The sequence below is a fragment of the Thermohalobaculum sp. genome (genome assembly GCF_058622915.1).
Map to the genome: position 1 here is coordinate 1 of NZ_JBZSYN010000056.1, position 20,970 is coordinate 20,970.

Here is a 20,970-nt window from a genome sequence, read left to right on the forward strand (position 1 = left end):
CGATGAACAGCGTGCCCTTGCCGGCCGCCGCCAGGATGCCGTCCTCGCCCAGATAGACCCCGCGCACATGCGGCGCCGCGGGCAGAGCGGTGACCACGGCCTCAGCGCCCCGGGCCAGCTCGGCGGCGCTGGCGGCGCGGCGGCCGCCGGCGCTCTCCAGTTCCTTCAGCGCCGGCGCCGAAAGGTCGAAGCCCGTCACCTCGTGCCCGGCCTTGAGCAGGTTGCGCGTCATCGGCAAGCCCATGTTGCCGAGACCGATGAAGCCGATCTTCGCCATGTCCGGTCTCCTCCCGTTGCGCCCCTCAGGCGATGTTGTGGAACGAGGCGAGCCGGCGGATCAAGGGCTCATGCGCGGCCGGCGGCGCCTCGGCGCCGGTGACCCAGGCGTAGAGCTCCCAGTCCGGCAGCTCGAGCAGGTGCTCATAGGCATCCAGCGCATCCGCGTCGAGCCCGCCGAGCTCGGCGTCGGCGAAGCCGCCCAGGATCAGGTCCATCTCGCGGATGCCGCGGCGCCAGCTGCGCAGGCGCAGCCGCCTCAGCCGCGTCGCGCGGTCCTCGCTCACGCCCCCGCCTCCGCCGGCCGGGGATCGAGCCAGGCCGCGCCGATCACGCCGGCGCTGTCGCCCAGCCGGTTGCGCAAGACCGGCGTCCTGAACACGTCGGAGAACACATGCGGGCGCATCGCCGCGGGCAGCCGGGCATAGAGGTGGTCCAGCTTCGACAGCCCGCCGCCAAGCACGATCACGTCGGGGTCGAGCAGGTTCACCACGCCGGCCAGCGCCCGCGCCAGCCGCGCTAGGTGGCGCTCCAGCGTCGCCTGCGCCGCCGCATCCCCTGTGGCGTCCCCTGTGCCGTCCCCTTGTCCTGCCCGCGCCGCGATCTCGCGCGCGTCCAGCGGCTCGCCGCCGGCCCGCGCGTGGTCGGCCGCAAGCCCCGGCCCCGAGACCCAGGTCTCGATGCAGCCCCGCCTTCCGCAATAGCAGGCGGGCCCGGGCCGCTCGTCCGCGCCGGGCGCGGGCAGCGGGTTGTGGCCCCACTCGCCGGCGATCAGGTTGGTGCCGCGCATCAGCCGGCCGCCGACGACGATGCCGCCGCCGACCCCGGTGCCCAGGATCACGCCGAACACGACCTGGGCGCCCTGCCCCGCGCCGGCCACGGCCTCGGCCAGCGCGAAGCAGTTGGCGTCGTTCTCCACCGCCACCGGCCGGCCGATCGCCTGCGCCAGGTCGCGGTCCAGCGCGCGCCCGTTCAGCACCACCGAGTTGGCGTTCCTGACCAGCCCCGTGGCCGGCGACAGCGAGCCGGGGATGCCGATGCCCACGGCGGCCGCGCACCCCCCCTTGCGCCCCCCCGCGCGCGCCTCCACGGCCGCGACCAGGCCGGCGGTCTCGCCAACGATGTCGTCATAGTTTGCGCTCGGGCTGGGGATGCGCAGGCGCGCCCGCTCCGCGCCGTCGGGGCCGAGCGCGACCGCCTCGATCTTGCTGCCCCCGAGGTCGACGCCGATTCGCATGGGCACGGCCAGCCGGCTGGCACCGGGCGCCGGGTCAGGCGATCTCGGCCATCTCGCGCAGCCGCTTCTCCAGCTTGGCCAGCTGGTTGTTGGCCTTGGTGTTGGCGACCCTGAGCTCGCGGATCTCGCCCAGAAGCGCCGACAGCTCGCCCGAGATGTTCCTGGTGTCGCGGGCGCGCACGGCCGGCCCGCCATCGCCCTCGCCCGTGAGCAGCCAGACCATCGAGACGGCCAGCACGCCGGCCAGCATCTGCAGCCGGTTGGCGCGCGGCTCGGAGCGGTCGTCCTCCCAGTTCCTCAGCGTCTGGAGGCGGATGCCGAGGCGGCGGGCGAGCTCCTCCTGGCCCATCCCCTGCGCCTCGCGGGCCAGGGTCAGCCGGTCGCCGAAGGTTGCGGCGGCCTCGCTGTAGTCCTCCATCACGAATTCCTCCTCGATCATCTCCAGGGGTTTCTCCCTTGCTGTCGCGCGGCAATGCGCGCAGAGCGGCATGCGGTGGATCGCTACGCGGGATCGCAGGATCCGGGTGGTGCCGGATCGAGCGTCAGCGCAAATGTATGTCGTATTTCAGCCAACGGGGGCGAACGCGTGGCCGACCATAGCAGAACAGGAATCGACCTGTCGACCCGGGCCTGGGCCGAGCTGCTGCTGTTATCCCTGATCTGGGGCGGCGTTTTCTTCGCCATCGCCGTCGCCGAGCGCGGTCTCGGGCCCGTCACGGTGGTGCTCTACCGGGTCGGCTGCGGCGCGCTGGTGCTGTGGCTGATGGTCGCGGCGCGGCGGCTGCCGGTGCCGCGCCGGCCCGCCGCCTGGGGCGCCTTCCTGGTCATGGGCTGCCTCAACAACGCGATTCCCTTCACCCTGATCGCCTGGGGCCTGGCGCAGACCGGCACCGGCATCGCCGCGATGCTCAACGCCATGACCGCCGTGTTCGGGGTGCTGGTCGCCGCGGCCTGCTTCGCCGACGAGCGGCTGACGGCGCGCCGGCTGGCGGGGGTCGCGCTCGGCTTCGCCGGCGTGGTGGCGATCAAGGGGCCGGGGCGGCTGGCGGCGCTCGACCCGCAGGCGCTCGGCACCTGGGCTGTGCTCGGCGGGGCGCTGAGCTACGCGCTGGGCGGGGCCTGGGCCAGGCGCTGGCTCAGCGGCCACCCGCCGATGGTGGCGGCGGCCGGCATGCTGACCGGCTCGACGCTCATCATGGCGCCGCTGGCGCTGGCCCTCGATGGCGTGCCCAGCCTCGACCTCGCCGCGTCCACCTGGGCCGCGCTTGCCTATTGTGCCGTGGTGGCGACGGCGGGGGCCTATCTGCTCTACTACCGCGTGCTGGCGATGGCCGGGGCGGGCAACCTGTTGCTGTGCACGCTGATCATCCCGCCGATCGCGGTCACCCTGGGCGTCGTCTTCCTGGGCGAGCCGCTCGAGCCCCATGCGCTCGCCGGCTTCGCGCTCATCGCCGCCGGGCTCGCGGTGATCGACGGGCGCGTGCTCAGGATGCGGCGACGCGCCGCGGCGATCGTCGCCGCCAGGCGCCGCTGAGCCTGCGGCCCGGGCACCCCGTCTCCTCCATGTCCGATCGGGGACCTGCAGGGGCTGGCCGCCCCGCCCGGCCCCCGCGAATCCCTTGCCGCCGCCGAGATGCGCGCGTAGAACGCCCGGATATTCCCAACCTTCGCCCCCGGGAGCCGATCCATGGCCTTCCTCTCCGACACCCTCGCCCGCGTGAAGCCCTCGCCCACCATCGCCATGCAGACCAAGGCGATGGAGCTCAAGGCCGCCGGCCGCGACGTCATCGCGCTCAGCGCCGGCGAGCCCGACTTCGACACGCCGGCCAACATCAAGGAGGCGGCGAAGAAGGCGATCGACGCGGGCAAGACGAAGTACACCGCGCCCGACGGCATCCCCGAGCTGAAGAAGGCGATCTGCGACAAGTTCCGCCGCGAGAACGGGCTCGACTACAAGCCCTCCCAGGTTTCGGTCGGCACCGGCGGCAAGCAGGTGCTCTTCAACGCCCTGGTGGCCACGCTGAACCCCGGCGACGAGGTGCTGATCCCCGCGCCCTACTGGGTCAGCTACCCCGACATGGTGCTCTTGGGCGGCGGCAAGCCGGTGGTCGTGGAGACCCGGCTCGAGACCGGCTTCAAGCTCACCGCCCGCGACCTCGAGGCCGCGATCACGCCGCGCACCAAGTGGCTGATCTTCAACTCGCCCTCGAACCCCTCGGGCGCGGGCTACACGCGGGCCGAGCTGAAGGCGCTGACGGACGTGCTGATGCGCCACGACCAGGTCTGGGTGATGACCGACGACATGTACGAGCACATCGCCTATCCGCCGTTCGAGTTCTGCACCCCCGCCCAGGTCGAGCCCGGGCTCTACGAGCGCACGCTCACGGTCAACGGCGTCTCCAAGGCCTATGCCATGACCGGCTGGCGCATCGGCTATGCCGGCGGCCCCGAGCCGCTGATCGGCGCCATGCGCAAGGTGCAGTCGCAGTCGACCTCGAACCCCTGCACCATCAGCCAGTGGGCGGCGCTGGAGGCGCTGACCGGCCCGCAGGACTATATCGAGGACAGCTGCCGCGCCTTCCAGAACCGGCGCGACCTGGTGGTGAGCATGCTCAACCAGGCCACCGGCATCGAGTGCCCCACCCCCGAGGGCGCCTTCTATGTCTATCCCTCGATCCAAGGCTGCATCGGCAAGCGCACGGCCGAGGGCACGGTGATCGAGGACGACGAGACGTTCTGCACCGCGCTGCTCGAATCGGAAGGGGTGGCCGCCGTGTTCGGCGCCGCCTTCGGGCTCAGCCCCAACTTCCGCGTCTCCTACGCCACCTCCGAGGACCAGCTCGAGGACGCCTGCGCCCGCATCCAGCGCTTCTGCGCCGCGCTGCGCTGAGCGAGCCAACAGCACGGCCCCGGCCTTGAGCCGAGGCCTCGTGGCACCATGCGAAGGGCATCCCGGCTCAGGGCCGGCACAGCGGCAAAGGGCGGGCGCGACCTGCGCCGCCCCCAGCACGTCCATTTCGGATCTTCAATGATTTCAATGCCTTGACCCCCGTCCACATTCGGACGCGGCCAGGGCTCAGGCGCCGGGGCCGCCGCGCACCCATTTCTCGCCGTCGAAATGGATGCCGCATTCGACCTTGCCGGCACCGCGCCAGCGCCCCGCGCGCGGGTCCTCGCCGGCACCCACCGGGGTCGTGCACGGCGCGCAGCCGATCGAGGCATAGCCGCGCGCCACCAGCGGATGCCGCGGCAGGCCGTGGCGCTCCATGTAGGCGCGGATCATGGCGCCGTCCCAGTGCGCCAGCGGGTTGACCTTCAAAAGCCCGTTCTGCCGGTCCTCCTCGAACAGCTCAAGCGCCGCACGCGTCGCCGCCTGCACCCGCTTGCGGCCGGTGATCCAGGCGCCGAACGGCGCCAGCGCCCGGCGCAGCGGCAGGGTCTTGCGCAGGAAGCAGCAGCCGTCTGGGTTCTCGCGGTGCAGCGTGCCGTCCGGGTCGTCGGCGGCGAGGTCGCCCGCCTGAGGCCGGATCAGCCGCACGTCGCTCAGGCCCAGCCGTGCGGCCAGTTCGCGCTGGTAGGCCAGCGTCTCGGCAAACAGCATCCCGGTCTCAAGGAACAGCACCGGGGTGGCGGGGTCGATGCGCGCCACCATGTGCAGCAGCACCGCCGACTCCGCCCCAAACGACGAGACCAGCGCCGCCGCGCCCGGGTACTGCTGCCCGATCACGTCGTCGAGCAGCACCTCGGGCGCGCTCTCGCCATGCACCCGGTTTAGCACCAGCGCGTTGCCGTGCGGGCTGAGCCGGCGGAACGGGGTCTGCGGGATCACGCCGAAGACCGGCTCGGGCGTCGGCTCGGGGTAGCTTCGCGGCTGTCTCATGGCACGATCCGGGCGCCCGTCACTGCGGCGCCGCCTCCGCGCCCGCGCCGCGGGCCCGGCGCGCCTCGAGGATCGAGCGCCGCCCGCGGATGCCCCGCTGGTAGCCCGCCGAGATGCGCCCGAGCGCCGCCAGGTAGTGCTCGACCGGCTGGCGCGCCGCCACGTCGGCGCGCAGCAACAGCTCGTCGAAGCCGCAGGCCAGGAGATAGGCGAACTGGTCGGCGATCACGTGCCCCGCGGCGCGCAGCCGGCCGGCAAAGCCCAGCCTGCGCAGACGATGGCCGAGCGAGAAGCCGCGCCCGTCGGAGAAGGTGGGGAAGTCGACCGAGACCAGCGCCAGCCGCGCGAAATAGGGGCGCAGCCGGAACGGGTCGGCGTCGTTGGGGATATGCACCCCGACCTCGAGCCCGGTCGCCACGGCCTCGTCCAGCCGCTGGAGCGGCACGATCACCGCGCCCGCGGCGGGCAGCGGCTCGTCGGCCCCGACCACCGTCCAGCGATCCCCGACACGTCCGTTCGCGTCAATGAGCTTCGGCATAGAGCGCCTCCCTGAAGGGGTCCATCCCGACCCTGCGATAGGCCTGGAGGAAGGTCTCGGCTGGGCTCTCGCGCAGCCCCAGATAGGTATCGACGATGGTCTCCACCACGTCCGCCACCTCGTCGTAGCTGAAGCCCGGCCCGGTGCGGGCGCCGAGCGCCGCGGTGACCGCCGGGTCGCCGCCGAGCGTGACCTGGTAGCTCTCCACCCCCGCCTTATCGAGGCCGAGGATGCCTATATGCGCCACGTGGTGATGGCCGCAGGCATTGATGCAGCCCGAGATCTTGATCGCCAGCGGGCCGATCTCTGCCTGGCGCTCGGGCGCCGCGAAGCGCTTCGAGATCGCCTGCGCCACCGGGATCGAGCGCGCCGTGGCCAGGGTGCAGTAGTCCAGCCCCGGGCAGGCCACGATATCGGTCACCAGCCCGCGGTTGGGCGCATCGAGCCCGATCGCGGCCAGCCCGCGATAGACCTTGTAGAGATCGGCCTCGGCGACGTTGGGCAGCACCAGGTTCTGCTCGTTGGTGACGCGGATCTCGCCGGCCGAATGCGCCTCGGCCAGCTCGGCGACCACGCGCATCTGCTCGGCGGTGATGTCGCCGGGCACGCCGCCGACCGGCTTGAGCGAGACGGTCGCCGCGGCATAGCCGGGCAGCCGGTGCGAGTGCGTGTTGCGCCCCACCCAGGCGGCGAAGCCGGCGTCGAGCGTGCGCATGCGCTCGAGCTCGACCGGCGCCGCCTCGCGCGCGGGCAGCGCGGGCGGCGCGAAATAGGCGGCGATGCGCGCCAGCTCGCCCTCGGGCAGGGCCACGCGCTCGCGGTCGATGCGGGCGAACTCCTCCTCGACCTGGCGGCGGTACGCCTCGATGCCGATCTCGTGCACCAGGATCTTGATGCGCGCCTTGAACTTGTTGTCGCGCCGGCCGTGCAGGTTGTAGACCCTGAGCGCGGCCTCCAGATAGGGCAGCAGGTCGCGCTTGGGCAGGAACGCCCGCAGCTCCCTGGCCAGCATCGGCGTGCGCCCCAGCCCGCCGCCGACATAGAGCCGGTAGCCGACCTCGCCGGCCGCGTCGCGCACGACGCGGATGCCGATGTCGTGGATCGCCAGCGCCGCGCGGTCCTCCTCGGTGCCGATCACCGCGATCTTGAACTTGCGTCCCAGGAAGACGAACTCCGGGTGCAGGCTCGACCACTGGCGGATCGCCTCGGCGGTGATGCGCGGGTCCTCGACCTCGCCCGGCGCGACACCGGCCAGCGGGTCCGCGGTGACGTTGCGGATGCAGTTGCCCGAAGTCTGGATGGCGTGCATCTCGACCGAGGCCAGCGCATCGAGGATGTCGGGCACGTCGCGCAGCTTGGGCCAGTTGAACTGGATGTTCTGCCGCGTGGTGAAGTGGCCATAGCCCTTGTCCCAGCGCTCGGCGATCCCGGCCAGCCTGCGCATCTGGCGCGCGTCCAGCGTGCCGTAGGGCACCGCCACCCGCAGCATGTAGGCATGCAGCTGCAGGTAGAGCCCGTTCATCAGCCTGAGCGGCTTGAACTCGTCCTCGGTCAGCGCGCCCGACAGGCGGCGCTCGACCTGGTCGCGGAACTCGGCGACGCGCTCGGCGACGAAGCGGTGGTCGAACTCGTCATAGCGATACATCGCGCGTCTCCTCAGGCCGCCACGCGCTCGCGCCACTCGGCGGGACCGACGGCGATGGTGGGAAGGCCGCTGGCCCGAATGCGCTCGCGGCGCAGCACGGGCTCGGGCGCGCCGCCCTCAAGCGACACCTCGACCCGGTAGAGCCCGACGACCAGGTTGCGCGCCACCGCGGCTTCGGCCTCGGCCTCGAGTGCCGCAGCCTCCGCCTCGGTCATGGCGACGCGCGCCCGCGCCACCTCGCGCACCCAGCCGCACGAGCCGCGAAACACGCTGTCGCCCTCGACGAGGTCGTTGGCGGTCAGCACGACCGGCACGAATTCCCTGGCCATCGCTGCGGTCCTTCCTTCAGTCGGGCGCGACGGTGACTTTCAGACCGTCGAGCTCCTCGCTCCAGATGATCTGGCACGACAGGCGCGAGCTCTCGTGCCAGGTGGGCAGTTCGTCGAGCTTCTCCTCCTCCTCCTCGCGCGGCGGAGGCAGGCGGCCGACCCAGTCCGGGTCGACATAGACATGGCAGGTCGCGCAGTCGCAGATCCCGCCGCACAGCCCCTCGACCCCCATCTTGTAGTCGCGGAGCATCTCCATCAGGCGCCAGCCGTCGATGCCTTCGAGCGTATGGGTCTCTCCCGATCTGGTCGTCACATGAAACACAGCCATCAAGCCACCTTGAGCCTCTTCTGAAGTTCGGACGAAGAGGTGGTGTACTGGAATCGAAGCTTCTCGTCAGGCCTTGCGAGGCGAAATGCTTCCTGCGCCGCCAGCGCCGCCTCGTGGAAGCCCGACAGGATCAGCTTCAGCTTGCCGGGATAGGAGTTGATGTCGCCGATGGCGAAGACGCCGGGCGTCGATGTCTGGAACGCCCGGGTGTCGACGCGCACCTGCTTGCCGTCCTCGAGGGCGAGCTGCCATTGGGCGATGGGCCCGAGCTCGATATTGAGCCCGAAGAAGGTCAGCAGCCGGTCGGCCGCGATGGTGGCGGTCCCGTCCTTGCCCCGCACGGTGACGGCGGCGAGCCGGCCGTCCGCACCGTCGAGCCGGTCGAGCTCGCCCAGCACGAAGCGCATGCGGCCTGCGGCCACCGCCGCTTCCATGGCCGCGACCGCGTGCGGCGCGGCGCGGAAGCTCGCGCGCCGGTGCACCAGCGTCATCGAGCGCACCGAGGGCAGCAGGTCGAGCGTCCAGTCGAGCGCCGAGTCGCCGCCGCCCACGACGACGACGTCGCGGCCCTCGAAATCGGCGCGCCGGCGCACGGCATAGAAAAGCGACCGGCCCTCATAGGGCGCCAGCCCCTCGACCCGCGGCTTGCGCGGCGTGAAGCAGCCCGCCCCGGCGGCGATGAAGACCACCGGGGCGACGTGCACCTCGCCTGCATCCGTGACCAGCTCGAAGCGGCCGTCGGCGCGCCTGCCCAGCCGCTCGACCCGCTGCGCGAGGCGGAAGTCGGGCTCGAACGGGGCGATCTGCTGCATCAGCCGGTCGACCAGCTCCTGGCCGCTGATTCGCGGCCAGGCCGGGATGTCGTAGATCGGCTTCTCCGGATAGAGCTCGGCGCACTGCCCGCCGGGGCGATCCAGCGTGTCGATCAGCCGCGCCCTGAGCCCCAGAAGCCCCAGCTCGAACACCGCGAACAGCCCGACGGGGCCGGCCCCGACGATCAGGACGTCGGTTTCCTGGCTCTTCAGCGGCGAGACGAACTCGGCAGGGCTCATCGCGATTCACTCCGACACGACGTGTTGGGGCAGAAATAGCGCGAGCACCTGTGCAAAGCAATAATCCACACCAAAAAATTTTATGTCGGCATAATTAACATGTTTTGTATGTTTAATATAACCGTTGCTCCCTCGCTCCCCCTGCGCTATGCGGCCTCAATGTCGAGCAGACCGCGCCGTGCCTATCTGCGACCGATCCCCTGCCCGCCATCGCGGCCGGACGCCCGGCCGCTGGCCGGGGGCCTGTTCGGGTTCGCCGAGGTCGAGCTCCTGCGCCGCGGCGAGGAGCCCGAGATCATCCCCGCCGCCGCCGCCGAGGTACTCTGCCCCGAGGAGGCCGAGACCATGGCGCTGATCTCGGCGCCGCGCCCCCCGCTGGCAGGCCTCGACCTCGCCCGGCCGCGCATCATGGGGGTGGTCAACGTCACCCCGGACAGCTTCTCCGACGGCGGCCTGCTGCCCGACGCCGAGGCCGCCGTGGCGCACGGCCTGGCGCTGGCCGAGGCCGGCGCCGACATCCTCGACATCGGCGGCGAATCCACCCGGCCCGGGTCCGAGCCGGTCCCCCTCGGGCAGGAGCGCGAGCGCGTGCTGCCGGTGATCGAGGGCCTGATCGCCGCCGGCTGCCCGGTTCCCGTGTCGGTCGACACGCGCAAGGCCGCGATCGCCAGGGAGGGGCTGGCGGCCGGCGCCAAGATGTTCAACGACGTCTCGGCGCTGACACACGACCCCGCCAGCCCCGCGGTGGCGACCAGGGCCCCGGCGATCTGCCTGATGCATGCCCAGGGCGACCCGCGCACCATGCAGGACAACCCTCGCTATGCCGACGTGCTGCTCGACGTCTACGACTTCCTCGAGCTGCGCCTCGCCGCCATGGCGGCGGCCGGCATCCCCCGCGCCCGCATCGCAATCGACCCGGGGATAGGATTTGGCAAGAATCTGGGGCACAATCTGGCCTTGCTGCGCCGGCTCTCGCTCTATCACGGGCTGGGCTGCGCGCTGGTGCTCGGCGTCTCGCGCAAGCGCTTCATCGGCGTGCTCTCCGGCGTGTCCGAGGCGCGCGAGCGGGTCTCGGGCTCGGTGGCGGCCGGGTTGTGCGGCCTGGCGCACGGGGTGCAGATCCTGCGCGTCCACGACGTCGCCGAGACGCGGCAGGCGCTGGAGGTGTGGCGGGCGATCGCCATCGAGCAGTGACGCGTGCGAGGGGACGTTGAGGGGCCCAAGATGAGCCGCAGCTATTTCGGCACCGACGGCATTCGCGGCCGGGCGAACGCCTGGCCCATGACCGCCGAGGTTGCCCTGCGGCTCGGCATGGCGGCGGGGAGCCATTTCACCAATGGCGAGCACCGGCACACCGTGGTGATCGGCAAGGACACGCGGCGCTCGGGCTACATGATCGAGACGGCGCTGACCGCGGGCTTCACCTCGGTCGGCATGGACGTGGTTCAGCTCGGGCCCATGCCCACCCCGGCGGTGGGCATGCTCACGCGCTCGGTGCGCGCCGATCTGGGCGTGATGATCTCCGCCTCGCACAACCGGTTCGAGGACAACGGCATCAAGCTGTTCGGCCCCGACGGCTTCAAGCTCTCCGACCAGGTTGAGACCGAGATCGAGCGCCTGATGGACCAGCCGCCCGAGCTGGCGCCGCCCGCGCGCATCGGCCATGCGCGCCGGCTGGACGACGGGCGCGGCCGCTACATCGAGTTCTGCAAGGCCAGCTTCCCGCGCGGGCGCACGCTCGCCGACCTCAAGGTGGTGGTCGACTGCGCCAACGGCGCGGCTTATGCCACCGCCCCTCAGGTGCTGTGGGAGCTGGGCGCCGAGGTGATCCGGCTGGGCACCAGCCCCAACGGCGAGAACATCAACCGCGAGTGCGGCTCGACCCACCCCGCCGCCTGCCAGCGCGCGGTGGTCGAGAACGGCGCGAGCCTCGGTATCGCGCTCGACGGCGACGCCGACCGGGTGCACCTGATCGACGAGACCGGGCGCGTGATCGACGGCGACCAGATCATGGGCCTGATCGCGACGCGCTGGGCCGCCGAGGGCCGGCTGGCGCAAAACACGCTGGTCGCCACCGTGATGTCCAATCTTGGCCTCGAGCGGCTGCTGGCCAGCCACGCCATCACGCTCCTGCGCACCACGGTCGGCGACCGCTACGTGGTCGAGGCGATGCGCGCGGGCGGCTACAACCTGGGCGGCGAGCAGTCGGGCCACATCGTGCTCGGCGACTACGTCACCACCGGCGACGGCCTCCTGGCGGCGCTGCAGGTGCTCGACGCGCTGGTGGCCGAGGCACGCCCCGCCTCCGAGGTGCTCAACGTGTTCGAGCCGGTGCCGCAGCTTCTGCGCAATGTGCGCTACAACGGCCGCACCAGGCCGCTCGAGGCGGCGCCGGTGCGCGAAGCCATCGCCGCGGGCGAGGCGCGGCTGGGCACCGGCGGACGGCTGGTGATCCGCAACTCGGGCACCGAGCCCCTGATCCGCGTCATGGGCGAGGGCACCGATGCCGGCCTGCTCGCCGAGGTGGTGGAGGGAATCTGCGCCGCGGTGGAACGTGCGGCCGGTTAGGCCGGCCCCGCTTCCGACAGGCGGAAAACCGGGCTGAAGCCGGGCGCGCGGGCCGCTATGAGGCGGGCGCAGTCAGCCCCTGCGGAGCGTGCGCCATGATCGAGATCATCACCACGGCCCTTCGCGTGATCGGCGCGGTCTGGGCCATCGGCGGCCTGTTCATCGTCGGCAACGCCATGCAGATGGGCCGCTCGGTTGAGTCGCGCTGGGTGCTCGCCGGCGGCGCGCTCACGGTGGCCGCCGGGGTCCTCTTGGCGCTGGCCAGCCCCTGGGCGGCCATCGCCGCGGTCGTCGTGGCGGTGGAGCAGGCGGTCTTCCACTGGCTGCGCGCGCGCAAGCTCGGGCGCAATGCGCCCTGGCCGACCCAGGTCTGGGTGGCGCTGGCCGTGGCAGCCATGGTGATGCTGGTCGCCCGCGCCGGCGGTCTCGACTGAGGCCCCGGCCCGCGCCCTGCGCCCCTATCACGCCCCCAATCACGCCCCCAATCACGCCCCCAATCACGCCCCCCTTCGCGCGCCGCCGAAGCGCACCGCCTGGGCGCGCCGCTCCCAGGCGGCCTCGGCGCCGAAGCGGTATTCGGCCGCGGGGCGCCCGCCGTGCCGGGTGGAGTGCGTGCCGGTCGGCTCGATCAGCCCCGAGCGCTCGACCATGCGGCGGAAGTTCTGCTTGTGCAAGAGCACGCCCGAGACCGCCTCGGCGGCGCGTTGCAGCTCGAACAGCGTGAAGGTCTCGCCCACCAGCTCGAACAGCACCGGGCGGTATTTCAGCTTGCCGCGCAGCCGCCCGATGGCGGTGGCCAGGATGCGCCGGTGGTCGCGCGGCGCCGCGGCCCCCAGCGCCGGCAGCGCGGCCGGCGCCGCCTCGCCCCGATCGCGCCAGGCCTCGCGCACCAGCCGGGCGCTGTAGAGCAGTTCGTAGCGCTCCAGCACCAGCTCGTCGCGCCAGCCCGCGGGGCCGGTGCCGAACAGCGCCGCGACCCGCTCGTGCCGCGACGGGTCGGCGCCCGCCCAGGCGCTCAGCCCCGGCCCGATGACCTCGTCCAGCACGCTCGGCACGCCGTCGCGCCGGTCCTCCCACGGAAACCAGTGCGCCCAGGGCGTCCAGTCGCTCGCCAGCCGCGCCGCCTCCCAGCGCGCCAGTGCCAGGTAGCCGATCGAGACCGTATGCGGCTCGTCGGGCCCGCGCACGGCCGAGCGGCGCGGATCGCCGAAGGTGTAGAGCTGCTCGATATAGTCCAGCCCGATGCCGGTGCGCGCCTCGACCCAGCCCGCCAGCGCCTCGTGCAGCGTGCGGTCGCGGTCGGGGTCGAAGGCCGCGGTCGGCAGGTCGCGCCCCTCGCCGCCCTGGGGCGTCAGCGCCATCGGCCGCATGCGCCGCCCGTCCGCCTCCAGCGTGACCACCACCGCCGAAAGCTCGACCTTGACCGGCCGGGTCACCTGCGCACCTGCAGGTAAAGCTGGCGGAAGCGCGCCAGGAAGGCGCGCTCCACCGCATTGGTCGATTGCGGCTTCAGCGCCACATCGCCGGCGCCTGCAAAGCGCGGGCGGGGGAAGTACCTGCGCGCCTCGGCCTCGGAGAACCCCGCGAGCTGGGTCGCCTCGAACCAGGCCGCCAGCCGGTCGGCGCGCTTGACCAGGGTCTCGGTTGCCGCGGGCAGCTCGGGCGGCAGGTCGAAGCGGATGTGGATGGCGTGGCTGAGCCGCGCCTCGAATGCCTTGTAGTCGAGGCCGATCGCCGCCTTGAAGGGCGAGATCATGTCGCCGATCACGTATTCCGGCGCGTCGTGCAACAGCGCCGCCAGCCGCTCGGCCGGCCCCGCCCTGGGCTTCAGCCGGCGCACCAGCTGCTCGACCAGCATCGAGTGCTGCGCCACCGAGAACGGGTGGTCGCCCACGGTCTGCCCGTTCCAGCGCGCGACCCGGGCCAGCCCGTGCGCGATGTCCTCGATCTCGACATCGAGGGCCGAGGGATCGAGCAGGTCCAGCCTGCGCCCCGAGAGCATCCGCTGCCACGCCCGCGCCGCCATGCCTTGCCCGCTTGCCGCCTCGCCACCTCGCGCCCCGTCCGCCCCCCGCGTCGTCCGCCGCCTCTCTAATCGGCCCGCCCTGCATTGTCGAGCAGGCCCGGCGATGCTATCTGGCCTCCCGATCCCGTCGATCCGGCGCGCGTCTCAGGGGAGCAAGGGCATGAGCGACTACGTTGTGAAGGACATTTCTCTGGCGGAGTACGGCCGCAAGGAGATTGCGATTGCGGAGACGGAGATGCCCGGGCTGATGGCCGCGCGGGCGGAGTTCGGCGAGGCCAAGCCCCTGAAGGGCGCGCGCATCTCGGGCTCGCTGCACATGACGATCCAGACCGCGGTGCTGATCGAGACGCTTCAGGCGCTGGGCGCCCAGGTGCGCTGGGCCTCGTGCAACATCTTCTCCACCCAGGACCACGCCGCCGCGGCGATCGCGGCGGGCGGCACGCCGGTGTTCGCGGTCAAGGGCGAGAGCCTGGAGGACTACTGGTCCTACACCGACGCCATCTTCCAGTGGCCCGATGGCGCGCCCTCGAACCTGATCCTCGACGACGGCGGCGACGCCACCATGTACATTCTCACCGGCGCACGCGCCGAGGCGGGTGAGGACGTGCTGTCGGACCCCGGCTCGGAGGAGGAGGAGGTCCTGTTCGCCCGCATCAAGCGGCGCATGGCGGCGAGCCCGGGCTGGTTCACGAAGCAGCGCGACGCGCTCCGGGGCGTGACCGAGGAAACCACCACCGGCGTCAACCGGCTCTACCGGCTGATGGAGAAGGGGCAGCTGCCGTTCCCCGCGATCAACGTCAACGACTCGGTGACCAAGTCGAAGTTCGACAACCGCTACGGCTGCCGCGAGAGCCTGGTCGACGGCATCCGGCGCGCCACCGACGTGATGATGGCGGGCAAGACCGCGCTGGTGTGCGGCTATGGCGACGTCGGCAAGGGCTCGGCGGCCTCGCTCAGGGGCGCGGGCGCGCGCGTCAGGGTGACCGAGGCCGACCCGATCTGCGCGCTGCAGGCGGCGATGGACGGCTACGAGGTGGTGCGGCTCGACGACGTGGTCGCGAGCACCGACATCTTCGTCACCGCCACCGGCAACAAGGACGTGATCCGGCTCGAGCACATGCGGGCGATGAAGGACATGGCGATCGTGGGCAACATCGGCCACTTCGACAACGAGATCCAGGTGGCTGCGCTGAAGAACATGAAATGGACCAACATCAAGCCGCAGGTGGACATGGTCGAGTTCCCCGGCGGCCGGCGCATCCTGCTGTTGTCCGAGGGGCGGCTTTTGAACCTGGGCAACGCCACCGGCCATCCCAGCTTCGTCATGTCGGCCAGCTTCACCAACCAGGTGCTGGCGCAGATCGAGCTGTGGACCCGGGGCGAGCAGTATGAAAACCAGGTCTACGTGCTGCCCAAGCACCTCGACGAGAAGGTGGCGCGGCTGCACCTCGACCAGCTCGGCGTGCACCTGACCGAGCTCACCGGCGAGCAGGCCGCCTATATCGGCGTCACGCCCGAGGGCCCCTTCAAGCCCGAGCACTACAGGTACTGACCGGGGCCAGGACCGCGTAGGGCGGGCTTCAGCCCGCCACGTCTCAGGCGTCCGCCACGTCTCAGGCGTCCGCCACGTCTCAGGCTGTCGCATGAGCCGGCATGGCCCCCGCCGGGCCTGCGCGCAGAGGCGTGCGCATTCGCAAGGCGATTCATAACATCACTTTATATCAATGGCTTACGCTTTTGTGCAATGTGCACACCGTCCAGCGCGCACGCCCGCCCGGTCCCCGGCCGCCCGCCTCACAGCCGCCTGAACACCGCCACCACGCCACGGTCCGCGGCGTGCTCGTGCGCCTTGCCCTCATAGATCGGCACCTCGCGGAAATCGAGCGGCGTCACCCGGTCCGCCGCCACCAGCCGGGCAAACGCCGAGCCGAAGCCCGCGCCGTCGAACACGGCGAGGTTGATGCCGATGCAGTAGAGCGCCCCGGGCCGGCCCACGCGCAAAAGCTCGTCCAGCACCTGAGGGCCGACATGGCCATGCGTAAAGGTGCCCGCCGAGACGAAGCCGCCATAGCTGCCCTCGGGCATGTCGAGCGGCCGCGTCAGGTCGGCGACGATGCGCCGGCGGTAGAGCCCCTTCGCCTCGGCCCTGGCGAGCATCTCGGGCGAGATGTCGATGCCGTCCACCGGCCCCTCGCCGATGTGCTCGGCCACCAGCCCGGTGCCCGCGCCGATGTCGAGCACGGGGCTGTTGCCGGGCCCCGCCTCGGCGCGGAAGACCCGCGCCACCTCGCGCGGATAAACATAGCCCAGCCCGGCCGCGAACTCGCTGTCATAGGTCTCGGCGAAGTCGCGGTAGTAGCCGGCATTGTCGTCGGGGGTCTTCAGCCGGTAGGCGCCCTCCAGCCTGTCCGTGCCCTTCGATGTCATGCGCCGCCTCCCTGCCTGCGCCACAGTAGCGCAGGCGGCCCGAGGCCGTAAGCCCTGCCTCGTCAGCGCAGCTGCGTTCTGGCAGGATGGCGCGGATTTCGGCCCTGCGCCGACCGGCGCGCAGGGCCGTGCATCGGGAAAGGAGCCCCCGTGACCCGCCGGACCCCCCTCGCCCTCGCCCTCGCCGCTGCCCTGCCGCTGATCGCCGCGCCCGCAGGCGCCACCACCACCGAGCATGCCTCGGGCACCGTGACCTTCGTCAGCGGCCCCGCCCGGACGACCGACCTCGCCAACGGCGGCAAGGTGATGCGCGTCGAGTCCAAGGGGGTGCTGCTCGACGACAACGCCAAGAGCCCGGTCAATCTCTCGCCGGTGGACTGCACCGGCTCGCTGATCATCGGCGCCGACGGCAAGCCCGGCATCGAGACCGGCTTGTGTCAGGTGATGGACCACGACGGCGACACTTGGGCGCTGTGGTACGAGAACGGGCCCAGGGGGGATATCTGGAAGGTGATCGACGGCACCGGCAAATATGCCCGCATGACCGGGGGCGGCACCACCAGGGCGCTGTTCCAGGGCCCGGACTGGCGCGCGGTGCTGCACTGGCAGGGAACGCTCGAGAGGTAGCAACCGATGGCCGGCGCGATAGGGATCCTGGAGACGGCGCTCTACGCCGAGAACCTGGAAGAGACGGCGGATTTCTATCAGCACGTGCTGGGGCTCGAGCGTTTCGCCGAGGTCCCCGGCCGGCACGTCTTCTTCCGCGCCGCGGGCCAGGTGCTGCTCCTGTTCCGGCCCTCGGCCACGCGCCAGCCGCCCCCGCCCGACGCCAGCCTGCCGGTGCCGCCGCACGGTACCGACGGTGCGGGCCATGTCTGCTTCGCCGCCAGCGCCGCCGAGATGGACGGCTGGGTTGGGCAGCTGACCAACCACGGCGTTGCGATCGAGAGCGCCTTCGAATGGCCCCAGGGCGGGCGCTCGATCTATTTCCGCGACCCGGCGGGCAACTCGCTTGAATTTGCCGAGCCGCGCATCTGGGGCCTCTAGCCCGGCGGCGGCGCGGCCCGAAGCCGATTGACACCGGTTCGCCCGCCCAGAAGACTGTCCGGGCGACGGCGTGCGAGAGGCCGGCACGCCGGGCCGCGCAACCGGGTCGTGCGACGACGCCCAATGGAGGGTTGCCTTGACAGGTTCGAAGACAGGGGCGGACGCGGCGACGCTGCATCGCTCGGGCATCCAGGCAATCCAGCGGCGCCAGCTCGCCGAGGGGCGGGCGATGCTCGAAAGCGCCGCCGCCCGCGAGCCAACCTCGGTGCGCTACCTGGCCGACCTGGCCCAGGTCCAGCTCATGACCGGGGATGAATCCGCCGCCATCGAGACCTACCGGCGCTGCCTGAAAATCGACCCCGCCGTTGTCCCGGCCTTGCTCAACCTCGGCATCCTGATGCTGCGCGCCGACCGCATCGACGAGGCGGGCGACTGTTTCCACAAGGCCGCCGAGGCCGACCCCCGGCTGGTCGACGCCCACGCCGGACTGGGCGTGGTGCGCCAGCGCCAGCATCGCCTGGCAGACGCCGTCGACGCCTTCGGCAAGGCGGCGTCGCTGGCGCCGAGGGATCCCGAGATCCAATCGAATCTGGGCGGCGCGCTGCACGAGATCGGAGAGTCGGAAAAGGCCATCGCCTGCTTTAGGCAAGCCCTGAAGCTGGCGCCCGGGCGGGCGTCGCTGCACACCCATCTGGGCGTCGTCCTGCACGAAGTGCATGGCCCCGAGGCCGGATTGCCGCATTACGACGAGGCGCTCAGGCTTGCGCCGCGCGATGCCCGCACGCTCGCGCTCAAGGGCTCGGCGCTGGTCGCGCTCGGCCGCCGCGAGGACGCGGCGCGGATCTTCGATCACGACGCTCTGATCGCCACCAGGCAGTTCACCGCGGCCCCCGGCTACAGCGACATGGCCGCCTTCAACCGCGCGCTCGCCGATCACGCGGTCAATCATCCGACCCTGATGGCCGACCCGTTGGGCAGGACGACGCGGGGCGGCGGCCACACGGGTCAGCTGATCGGCCCCGACAGCGGCCCGATCGCGGTGCTGGAAGGGATGATCCGGGGCGCGATCGACGCCTATTTCGCCGACCCGGAGCGCGCCCGGCACCCCTATTGTCCGCGCCGCTCGGCGCCGGGACACCTGGACGCATGGGCCACCGTGCTCGACACCGGCGGCTACCAGGACTCGCACAACCATCCAAGCGGCGTGCTCAGCGGCGTCTATTACGTGCAGCTGCCCGACGCGGGCGAGGGCGGCGACATCGAGTTCGGGCGGCCTGCGCCGCCCTTCACCGCACCCGCGGAGCCCGAGGTGATGCTGATCCGCCCGCAACCCGGGCTTCTGGTGCTGTTTCCCTCGTTCTTCTGGCACCGCACCATCCCCTTTGAGGGCGGAGGCCGGCGCATCTCCATCGCCTCCGACCTGATCATGGGGTGACGCGGCAGGGGGGCGCGGCAGGGGGGCGCGGCAGGCGGGCGCTGTCCTGCCGCAGATATCTGCCGACGGATACCGCCACAGCCCCGGCGTCGCGGCCGGGGCCAATGGGCGCGTTCGGGCGGCGCCGCGCTACCGGTTCTGCCGGTTCTCCACCAGGTGCTCGACCACCGAGGGATCGGCCAGCGTCGTGGTGTCGCCGAGGTTCGACTGGTCGTTCTCGGCGATCTTCCTGAGGATCCGGCGCATGATCTTGCCCGAGCGGGTCTTGGGCAGCCCCGGCGCCCACTGGATCAGGTCGGGCGAGGCGATCGGGCCGATCTCCTTCCTGACCCACTTGCGCAACTCGTCGCGCAGCGCGTCGGTGTACTCCGCGCCCTCCATCAGCGTGACATAGCAGTAGATGCCCTGCCCCTTGACCGGATGCGGATAGCCGACCACCGCGGCCTCGGCCACCTTGGGATGCGCGACCAGCGCCGACTCCACCTCGGCCGTGCCCAGCCGGTGCCCGGACACGTTCAGCACGTCGTCCACGCGCCCGGTGATCCAGTAATAGCCGTCCGCGTCGCGGCGGCAGCCGTCGCCGGTGAAGTAGTAGCCCTTGTACTGGGTGAAGTAGGTCTCGATGAAGCGGTCGTGATCGCCGTAGACGGTGCGCATCTGGCCGGGCCAGGAGTCCCTCATGGCCAGCACGCCCGAGCACTCGGTCTCCTTGATCTCCTCGCCCGACTGGGCCTCCAGCACGGCGGGCTGCACGCCGAAGAAGGGCAGCGTCGCCGAGCCCGCCTTGAGGTCGGTGGCCCCGGGCAGCGGCGTGATCAGGATGCCGCCGGTCTCGGTCTGCCACCAGGTGTCGACGATCGGGCACTTCCCCTTGCCGACCACGCGGTAGTACCACTCCCAGGCCTCCGGGTTGATCGGCTCGCCGACCGTGCCGAGGATGCGCAAGCTCGACAGGTCGCACTTGTCCACCCACTCGTCGCCCTTGCCCATCAGGGCGCGCAGCGCCGTGGGCGCGGTGTAGAAGATGCTGATCTTGTGCTTGTCGCACACCTGCCAGCAGCGCGAGGCGTCGGGCCAGGTCGGCACGCCCTCGAAGATCAGCGTCGTGGCGCCGTTCGCCAGCGGCCCGTAGACGATATAGCTGTGGCCCGTGATCCAGCCGACATCGGCGGTGCACCAGTAGACGTCGTCCTCGTGGCAGTCGAACACGTACTGGTGGGTTATCGAGGCATAGACGAGATAGCCGCCGGTGGTGTGCAGCACCCCCTTGGGCTTGCCGGTCGAGCCCGAGGTGTAGAGGATGAACAGCGGGTCTTCGGCCCCCATCTCCTCGGCCGGGCAGTCGGTCGGGACGTCCTTCGCGGCCTCGTGGTACCAGGTGTCGCGGCCGGCGTCCCAGGCGACCTTGCCGCCGGTGCGCTGCACCACCAGGGTCTTCACGCCGGCAAGCTTGGCGATGGCCTCGTCGGTGTTGGCCTTGAGCGGCGTGCGCTTTCCGCCGCGCGGCGCCTCGTCGGCGGTGATCACCAGCTTGGCGCCGCAGTCCTCGACCCGGGTCCGCAGCGAATCCGGGCTGAAGCCGCCGAACACCACCGAGTGGACCGCGCCGATGCGCGTGCAGGCCAGCATGGCATAGGCCGTCTCGGGGATCATCGGCATGTAGATGATCACCCGGTCGCCCTTGGCCACGCCCAGCTTCTTCAGCGTGTTGGCGAAGCGGCAGACCTCGCCATGCAGCTCGCGAAAGCTGATGTGCTTGGCCTGGGCCGAGGGGTCGTCGGGCTCGAAGATGATCGCCGTCTTGTCGCCGCGCTTGTCGAGGTGGCGGTCGATGCAGTTGGCCGCGACGTTCAGGGTGCCGTCCTCGAACCACTTGATCGACACGTTCTCGAAGGCGAACGAGGTGTTCTTGACCTTCGAGTACGGCTTCATCCAGTCGAGCCGCTTGCCGTGCTCGCGCCAGAAGGCCTCCGGGTCCTCGACCGAGGCGCGGTACATCTCCTGATACTTTTTCTTGTCGATCAGGGCGCGCGCCTTCACCTTCTCGGGGACGGGATGCGTGTGAGCCTCGTTCATGCTTTCCTCCCAGCCAGCGCTTGCTTCGATGGCCATTCTTTGACGGAAACCTAGGGCGGGGCGCCGCTGCGCCCACCATCCGTGCAACGCTTTGCGCAGCGCGGGA

Annotated in this window: 23 protein-coding genes; 9 read left to right on the forward strand and 14 right to left on the reverse strand. The window is 71.2% G+C overall.

Translation table 11 applies throughout. The annotated features are described in order from the left end of the window. From AC32QD_RS04740 to AC32QD_RS04755, 4 genes are all read right to left on the reverse strand, one after another. The coding region (locus tag AC32QD_RS04740; RefSeq protein WP_492009333.1) for an NAD(P)-binding domain-containing protein at positions 1-277 on the reverse strand (277 nt) is incomplete at its 3' end. A 25-nt stretch (positions 278-302) separates the two neighbouring features. Then, on the reverse strand, positions 303-563 hold the full coding sequence (locus tag AC32QD_RS04745; protein WP_492009334.1) for a succinate dehydrogenase assembly factor 2: 261 nt from the start codon (positions 561-563) through the stop codon (positions 303-305). Next, positions 560-1,513, reverse strand: coding sequence for an ROK family protein (locus AC32QD_RS04750; RefSeq protein ID WP_492009335.1), 954 nt, complete (start codon positions 1,511-1,513; stop codon positions 560-562). The genes AC32QD_RS04745 and AC32QD_RS04750 overlap by 4 nt, the downstream gene beginning before the upstream one ends. A gap of 34 nt (positions 1,514-1,547) precedes the next feature. After that, the gene (locus AC32QD_RS04755) at positions 1,548-1,952 is read right to left on the reverse strand and encodes a helix-turn-helix domain-containing protein (protein ID WP_492009336.1); all 405 of its coding nucleotides are present in this window, start codon (positions 1,950-1,952) and stop codon (positions 1,548-1,550) included. Positions 1,953-2,099: 147 nt separating this feature from the next. Between AC32QD_RS04755 and AC32QD_RS04760 the strand changes: the two genes are divergently transcribed. Both AC32QD_RS04760 and AC32QD_RS04765 read left to right on the forward strand, forming a co-directional pair. After that, positions 2,100-3,047, forward strand: a complete 948-nt coding sequence (locus AC32QD_RS04760; protein ID WP_492009337.1) for a DMT family transporter — start codon at positions 2,100-2,102, stop codon at positions 3,045-3,047. 153 nt (positions 3,048-3,200) lie between these two features. Next, positions 3,201-4,403: a pyridoxal phosphate-dependent aminotransferase gene (locus AC32QD_RS04765; RefSeq protein WP_492009338.1), complete on the forward strand. Its 1,203-nt coding sequence runs from the start codon at positions 3,201-3,203 to the stop codon at positions 4,401-4,403. A 186-nt stretch (positions 4,404-4,589) separates the two neighbouring features. Here the strand turns inward: AC32QD_RS04765 and AC32QD_RS04770 are convergent, their stop codons facing one another. The 6 genes from AC32QD_RS04770 to AC32QD_RS04795 are packed head-to-tail and all read right to left on the reverse strand — an operon-like array spanning position 4,590 to position 9,285. Next, complete coding sequence (locus AC32QD_RS04770) at positions 4,590-5,393, reverse strand: phosphoadenylyl-sulfate reductase (protein ID WP_492009339.1); 804 nt, start codon at positions 5,391-5,393, stop codon at positions 4,590-4,592. A gap of 19 nt (positions 5,394-5,412) precedes the next feature. Continuing rightward, the gene (locus AC32QD_RS04775) at positions 5,413-5,931 is read right to left on the reverse strand and encodes a DUF934 domain-containing protein (protein WP_492009340.1); all 519 of its coding nucleotides are present in this window, start codon (positions 5,929-5,931) and stop codon (positions 5,413-5,415) included. Continuing rightward, positions 5,915-7,576 (reverse strand): nitrite/sulfite reductase, encoded by a 1,662-nt coding sequence (locus tag AC32QD_RS04780; RefSeq protein ID WP_492009341.1) that lies wholly within the window; start codon positions 7,574-7,576, stop codon positions 5,915-5,917. Before AC32QD_RS04780 ends, AC32QD_RS04775 begins: the two co-directional genes overlap by 17 nt. Before the next feature lie 11 nt (positions 7,577-7,587). Then, positions 7,588-7,905 (reverse strand): DUF2849 domain-containing protein, encoded by a 318-nt coding sequence (locus AC32QD_RS04785; RefSeq protein WP_492009342.1) that lies wholly within the window; start codon positions 7,903-7,905, stop codon positions 7,588-7,590. 16 nt (positions 7,906-7,921) lie between these two features. Then, positions 7,922-8,233: a 2Fe-2S iron-sulfur cluster-binding protein gene (locus tag AC32QD_RS04790; RefSeq protein WP_492009343.1), complete on the reverse strand. Its 312-nt coding sequence runs from the start codon at positions 8,231-8,233 to the stop codon at positions 7,922-7,924. Further along, entirely contained in the window at positions 8,233-9,285 is a 1,053-nt protein-coding gene (locus tag AC32QD_RS04795; protein ID WP_492009344.1) for an NAD(P)/FAD-dependent oxidoreductase, read from the reverse strand. The genes AC32QD_RS04790 and AC32QD_RS04795 overlap by 1 nt, the downstream gene beginning before the upstream one ends. Positions 9,286-9,444: 159 nt before the next feature. Between AC32QD_RS04795 and folP the strand changes: the two genes are divergently transcribed. From folP to AC32QD_RS04810, 3 genes are all read left to right on the forward strand, one after another. Then, positions 9,445-10,479: a dihydropteroate synthase gene (folP, locus tag AC32QD_RS04800; RefSeq protein WP_492009345.1), complete on the forward strand. Its 1,035-nt coding sequence runs from the start codon at positions 9,445-9,447 to the stop codon at positions 10,477-10,479. A 30-nt stretch (positions 10,480-10,509) separates the two neighbouring features. After that, positions 10,510-11,853 (forward strand): phosphoglucosamine mutase, encoded by a 1,344-nt coding sequence (gene glmM / locus AC32QD_RS04805; protein WP_492009346.1) that lies wholly within the window; start codon positions 10,510-10,512, stop codon positions 11,851-11,853. A gap of 95 nt (positions 11,854-11,948) precedes the next feature. Further along, the gene (locus tag AC32QD_RS04810) at positions 11,949-12,287 is read left to right on the forward strand and encodes a hypothetical protein (RefSeq protein WP_492009347.1); all 339 of its coding nucleotides are present in this window, start codon (positions 11,949-11,951) and stop codon (positions 12,285-12,287) included. Positions 12,288-12,350: 63 nt separating this feature from the next. Here AC32QD_RS04810 and AC32QD_RS04815 read toward each other — a convergent pair whose 3' ends face one another. After that, positions 12,351-13,289, reverse strand: coding sequence for an NUDIX hydrolase (locus AC32QD_RS04815; protein ID WP_492009348.1), 939 nt, complete (start codon positions 13,287-13,289; stop codon positions 12,351-12,353). Further along, a complete protein-coding gene (locus AC32QD_RS04820; RefSeq protein WP_492009349.1) occupies positions 13,286-13,879 on the reverse strand; it encodes an HD domain-containing protein in 594 nt (197 codons plus the stop codon). Before AC32QD_RS04820 ends, AC32QD_RS04815 begins: the two co-directional genes overlap by 4 nt. Positions 13,880-14,039: 160 nt before the next feature. Between AC32QD_RS04820 and ahcY the strand changes: the two genes are divergently transcribed. Then, complete coding sequence (ahcY, locus tag AC32QD_RS04825; RefSeq protein WP_492009350.1) at positions 14,040-15,431, forward strand: adenosylhomocysteinase; 1,392 nt, start codon at positions 14,040-14,042, stop codon at positions 15,429-15,431. A 242-nt stretch (positions 15,432-15,673) separates the two neighbouring features. Here ahcY and AC32QD_RS04830 read toward each other — a convergent pair whose 3' ends face one another. Beyond that, positions 15,674-16,306, reverse strand: a complete 633-nt coding sequence (locus AC32QD_RS04830; RefSeq protein WP_492009351.1) for a class I SAM-dependent DNA methyltransferase — start codon at positions 16,304-16,306, stop codon at positions 15,674-15,676. 150 nt (positions 16,307-16,456) lie between these two features. Between AC32QD_RS04830 and AC32QD_RS04835 the strand changes: the two genes are divergently transcribed. The 3 genes from AC32QD_RS04835 to AC32QD_RS04845 all read left to right on the forward strand — a co-directional run bounded on the left by AC32QD_RS04835 (position 16,457) and on the right by AC32QD_RS04845 (position 18,788). After that, positions 16,457-16,933: a hypothetical protein gene (locus tag AC32QD_RS04835; protein ID WP_492009352.1), complete on the forward strand. Its 477-nt coding sequence runs from the start codon at positions 16,457-16,459 to the stop codon at positions 16,931-16,933. A 6-nt stretch (positions 16,934-16,939) separates the two neighbouring features. Further along, complete coding sequence (locus AC32QD_RS04840; RefSeq protein WP_492009353.1) at positions 16,940-17,353, forward strand: VOC family protein; 414 nt, start codon at positions 16,940-16,942, stop codon at positions 17,351-17,353. Between the two features lie 136 nt (positions 17,354-17,489). Continuing rightward, the gene (locus tag AC32QD_RS04845) at positions 17,490-18,788 is read left to right on the forward strand and encodes a tetratricopeptide repeat protein (protein ID WP_492009354.1); all 1,299 of its coding nucleotides are present in this window, start codon (positions 17,490-17,492) and stop codon (positions 18,786-18,788) included. Between the two features lie 129 nt (positions 18,789-18,917). On the opposite strand, the gene acs is transcribed toward AC32QD_RS04845, so the two are convergent. Further along, complete coding sequence (gene acs, locus AC32QD_RS04850; RefSeq protein WP_492009355.1) at positions 18,918-20,864, reverse strand: acetate--CoA ligase; 1,947 nt, start codon at positions 20,862-20,864, stop codon at positions 18,918-18,920. Positions 20,865-20,970 lie beyond the last annotated feature (106 nt).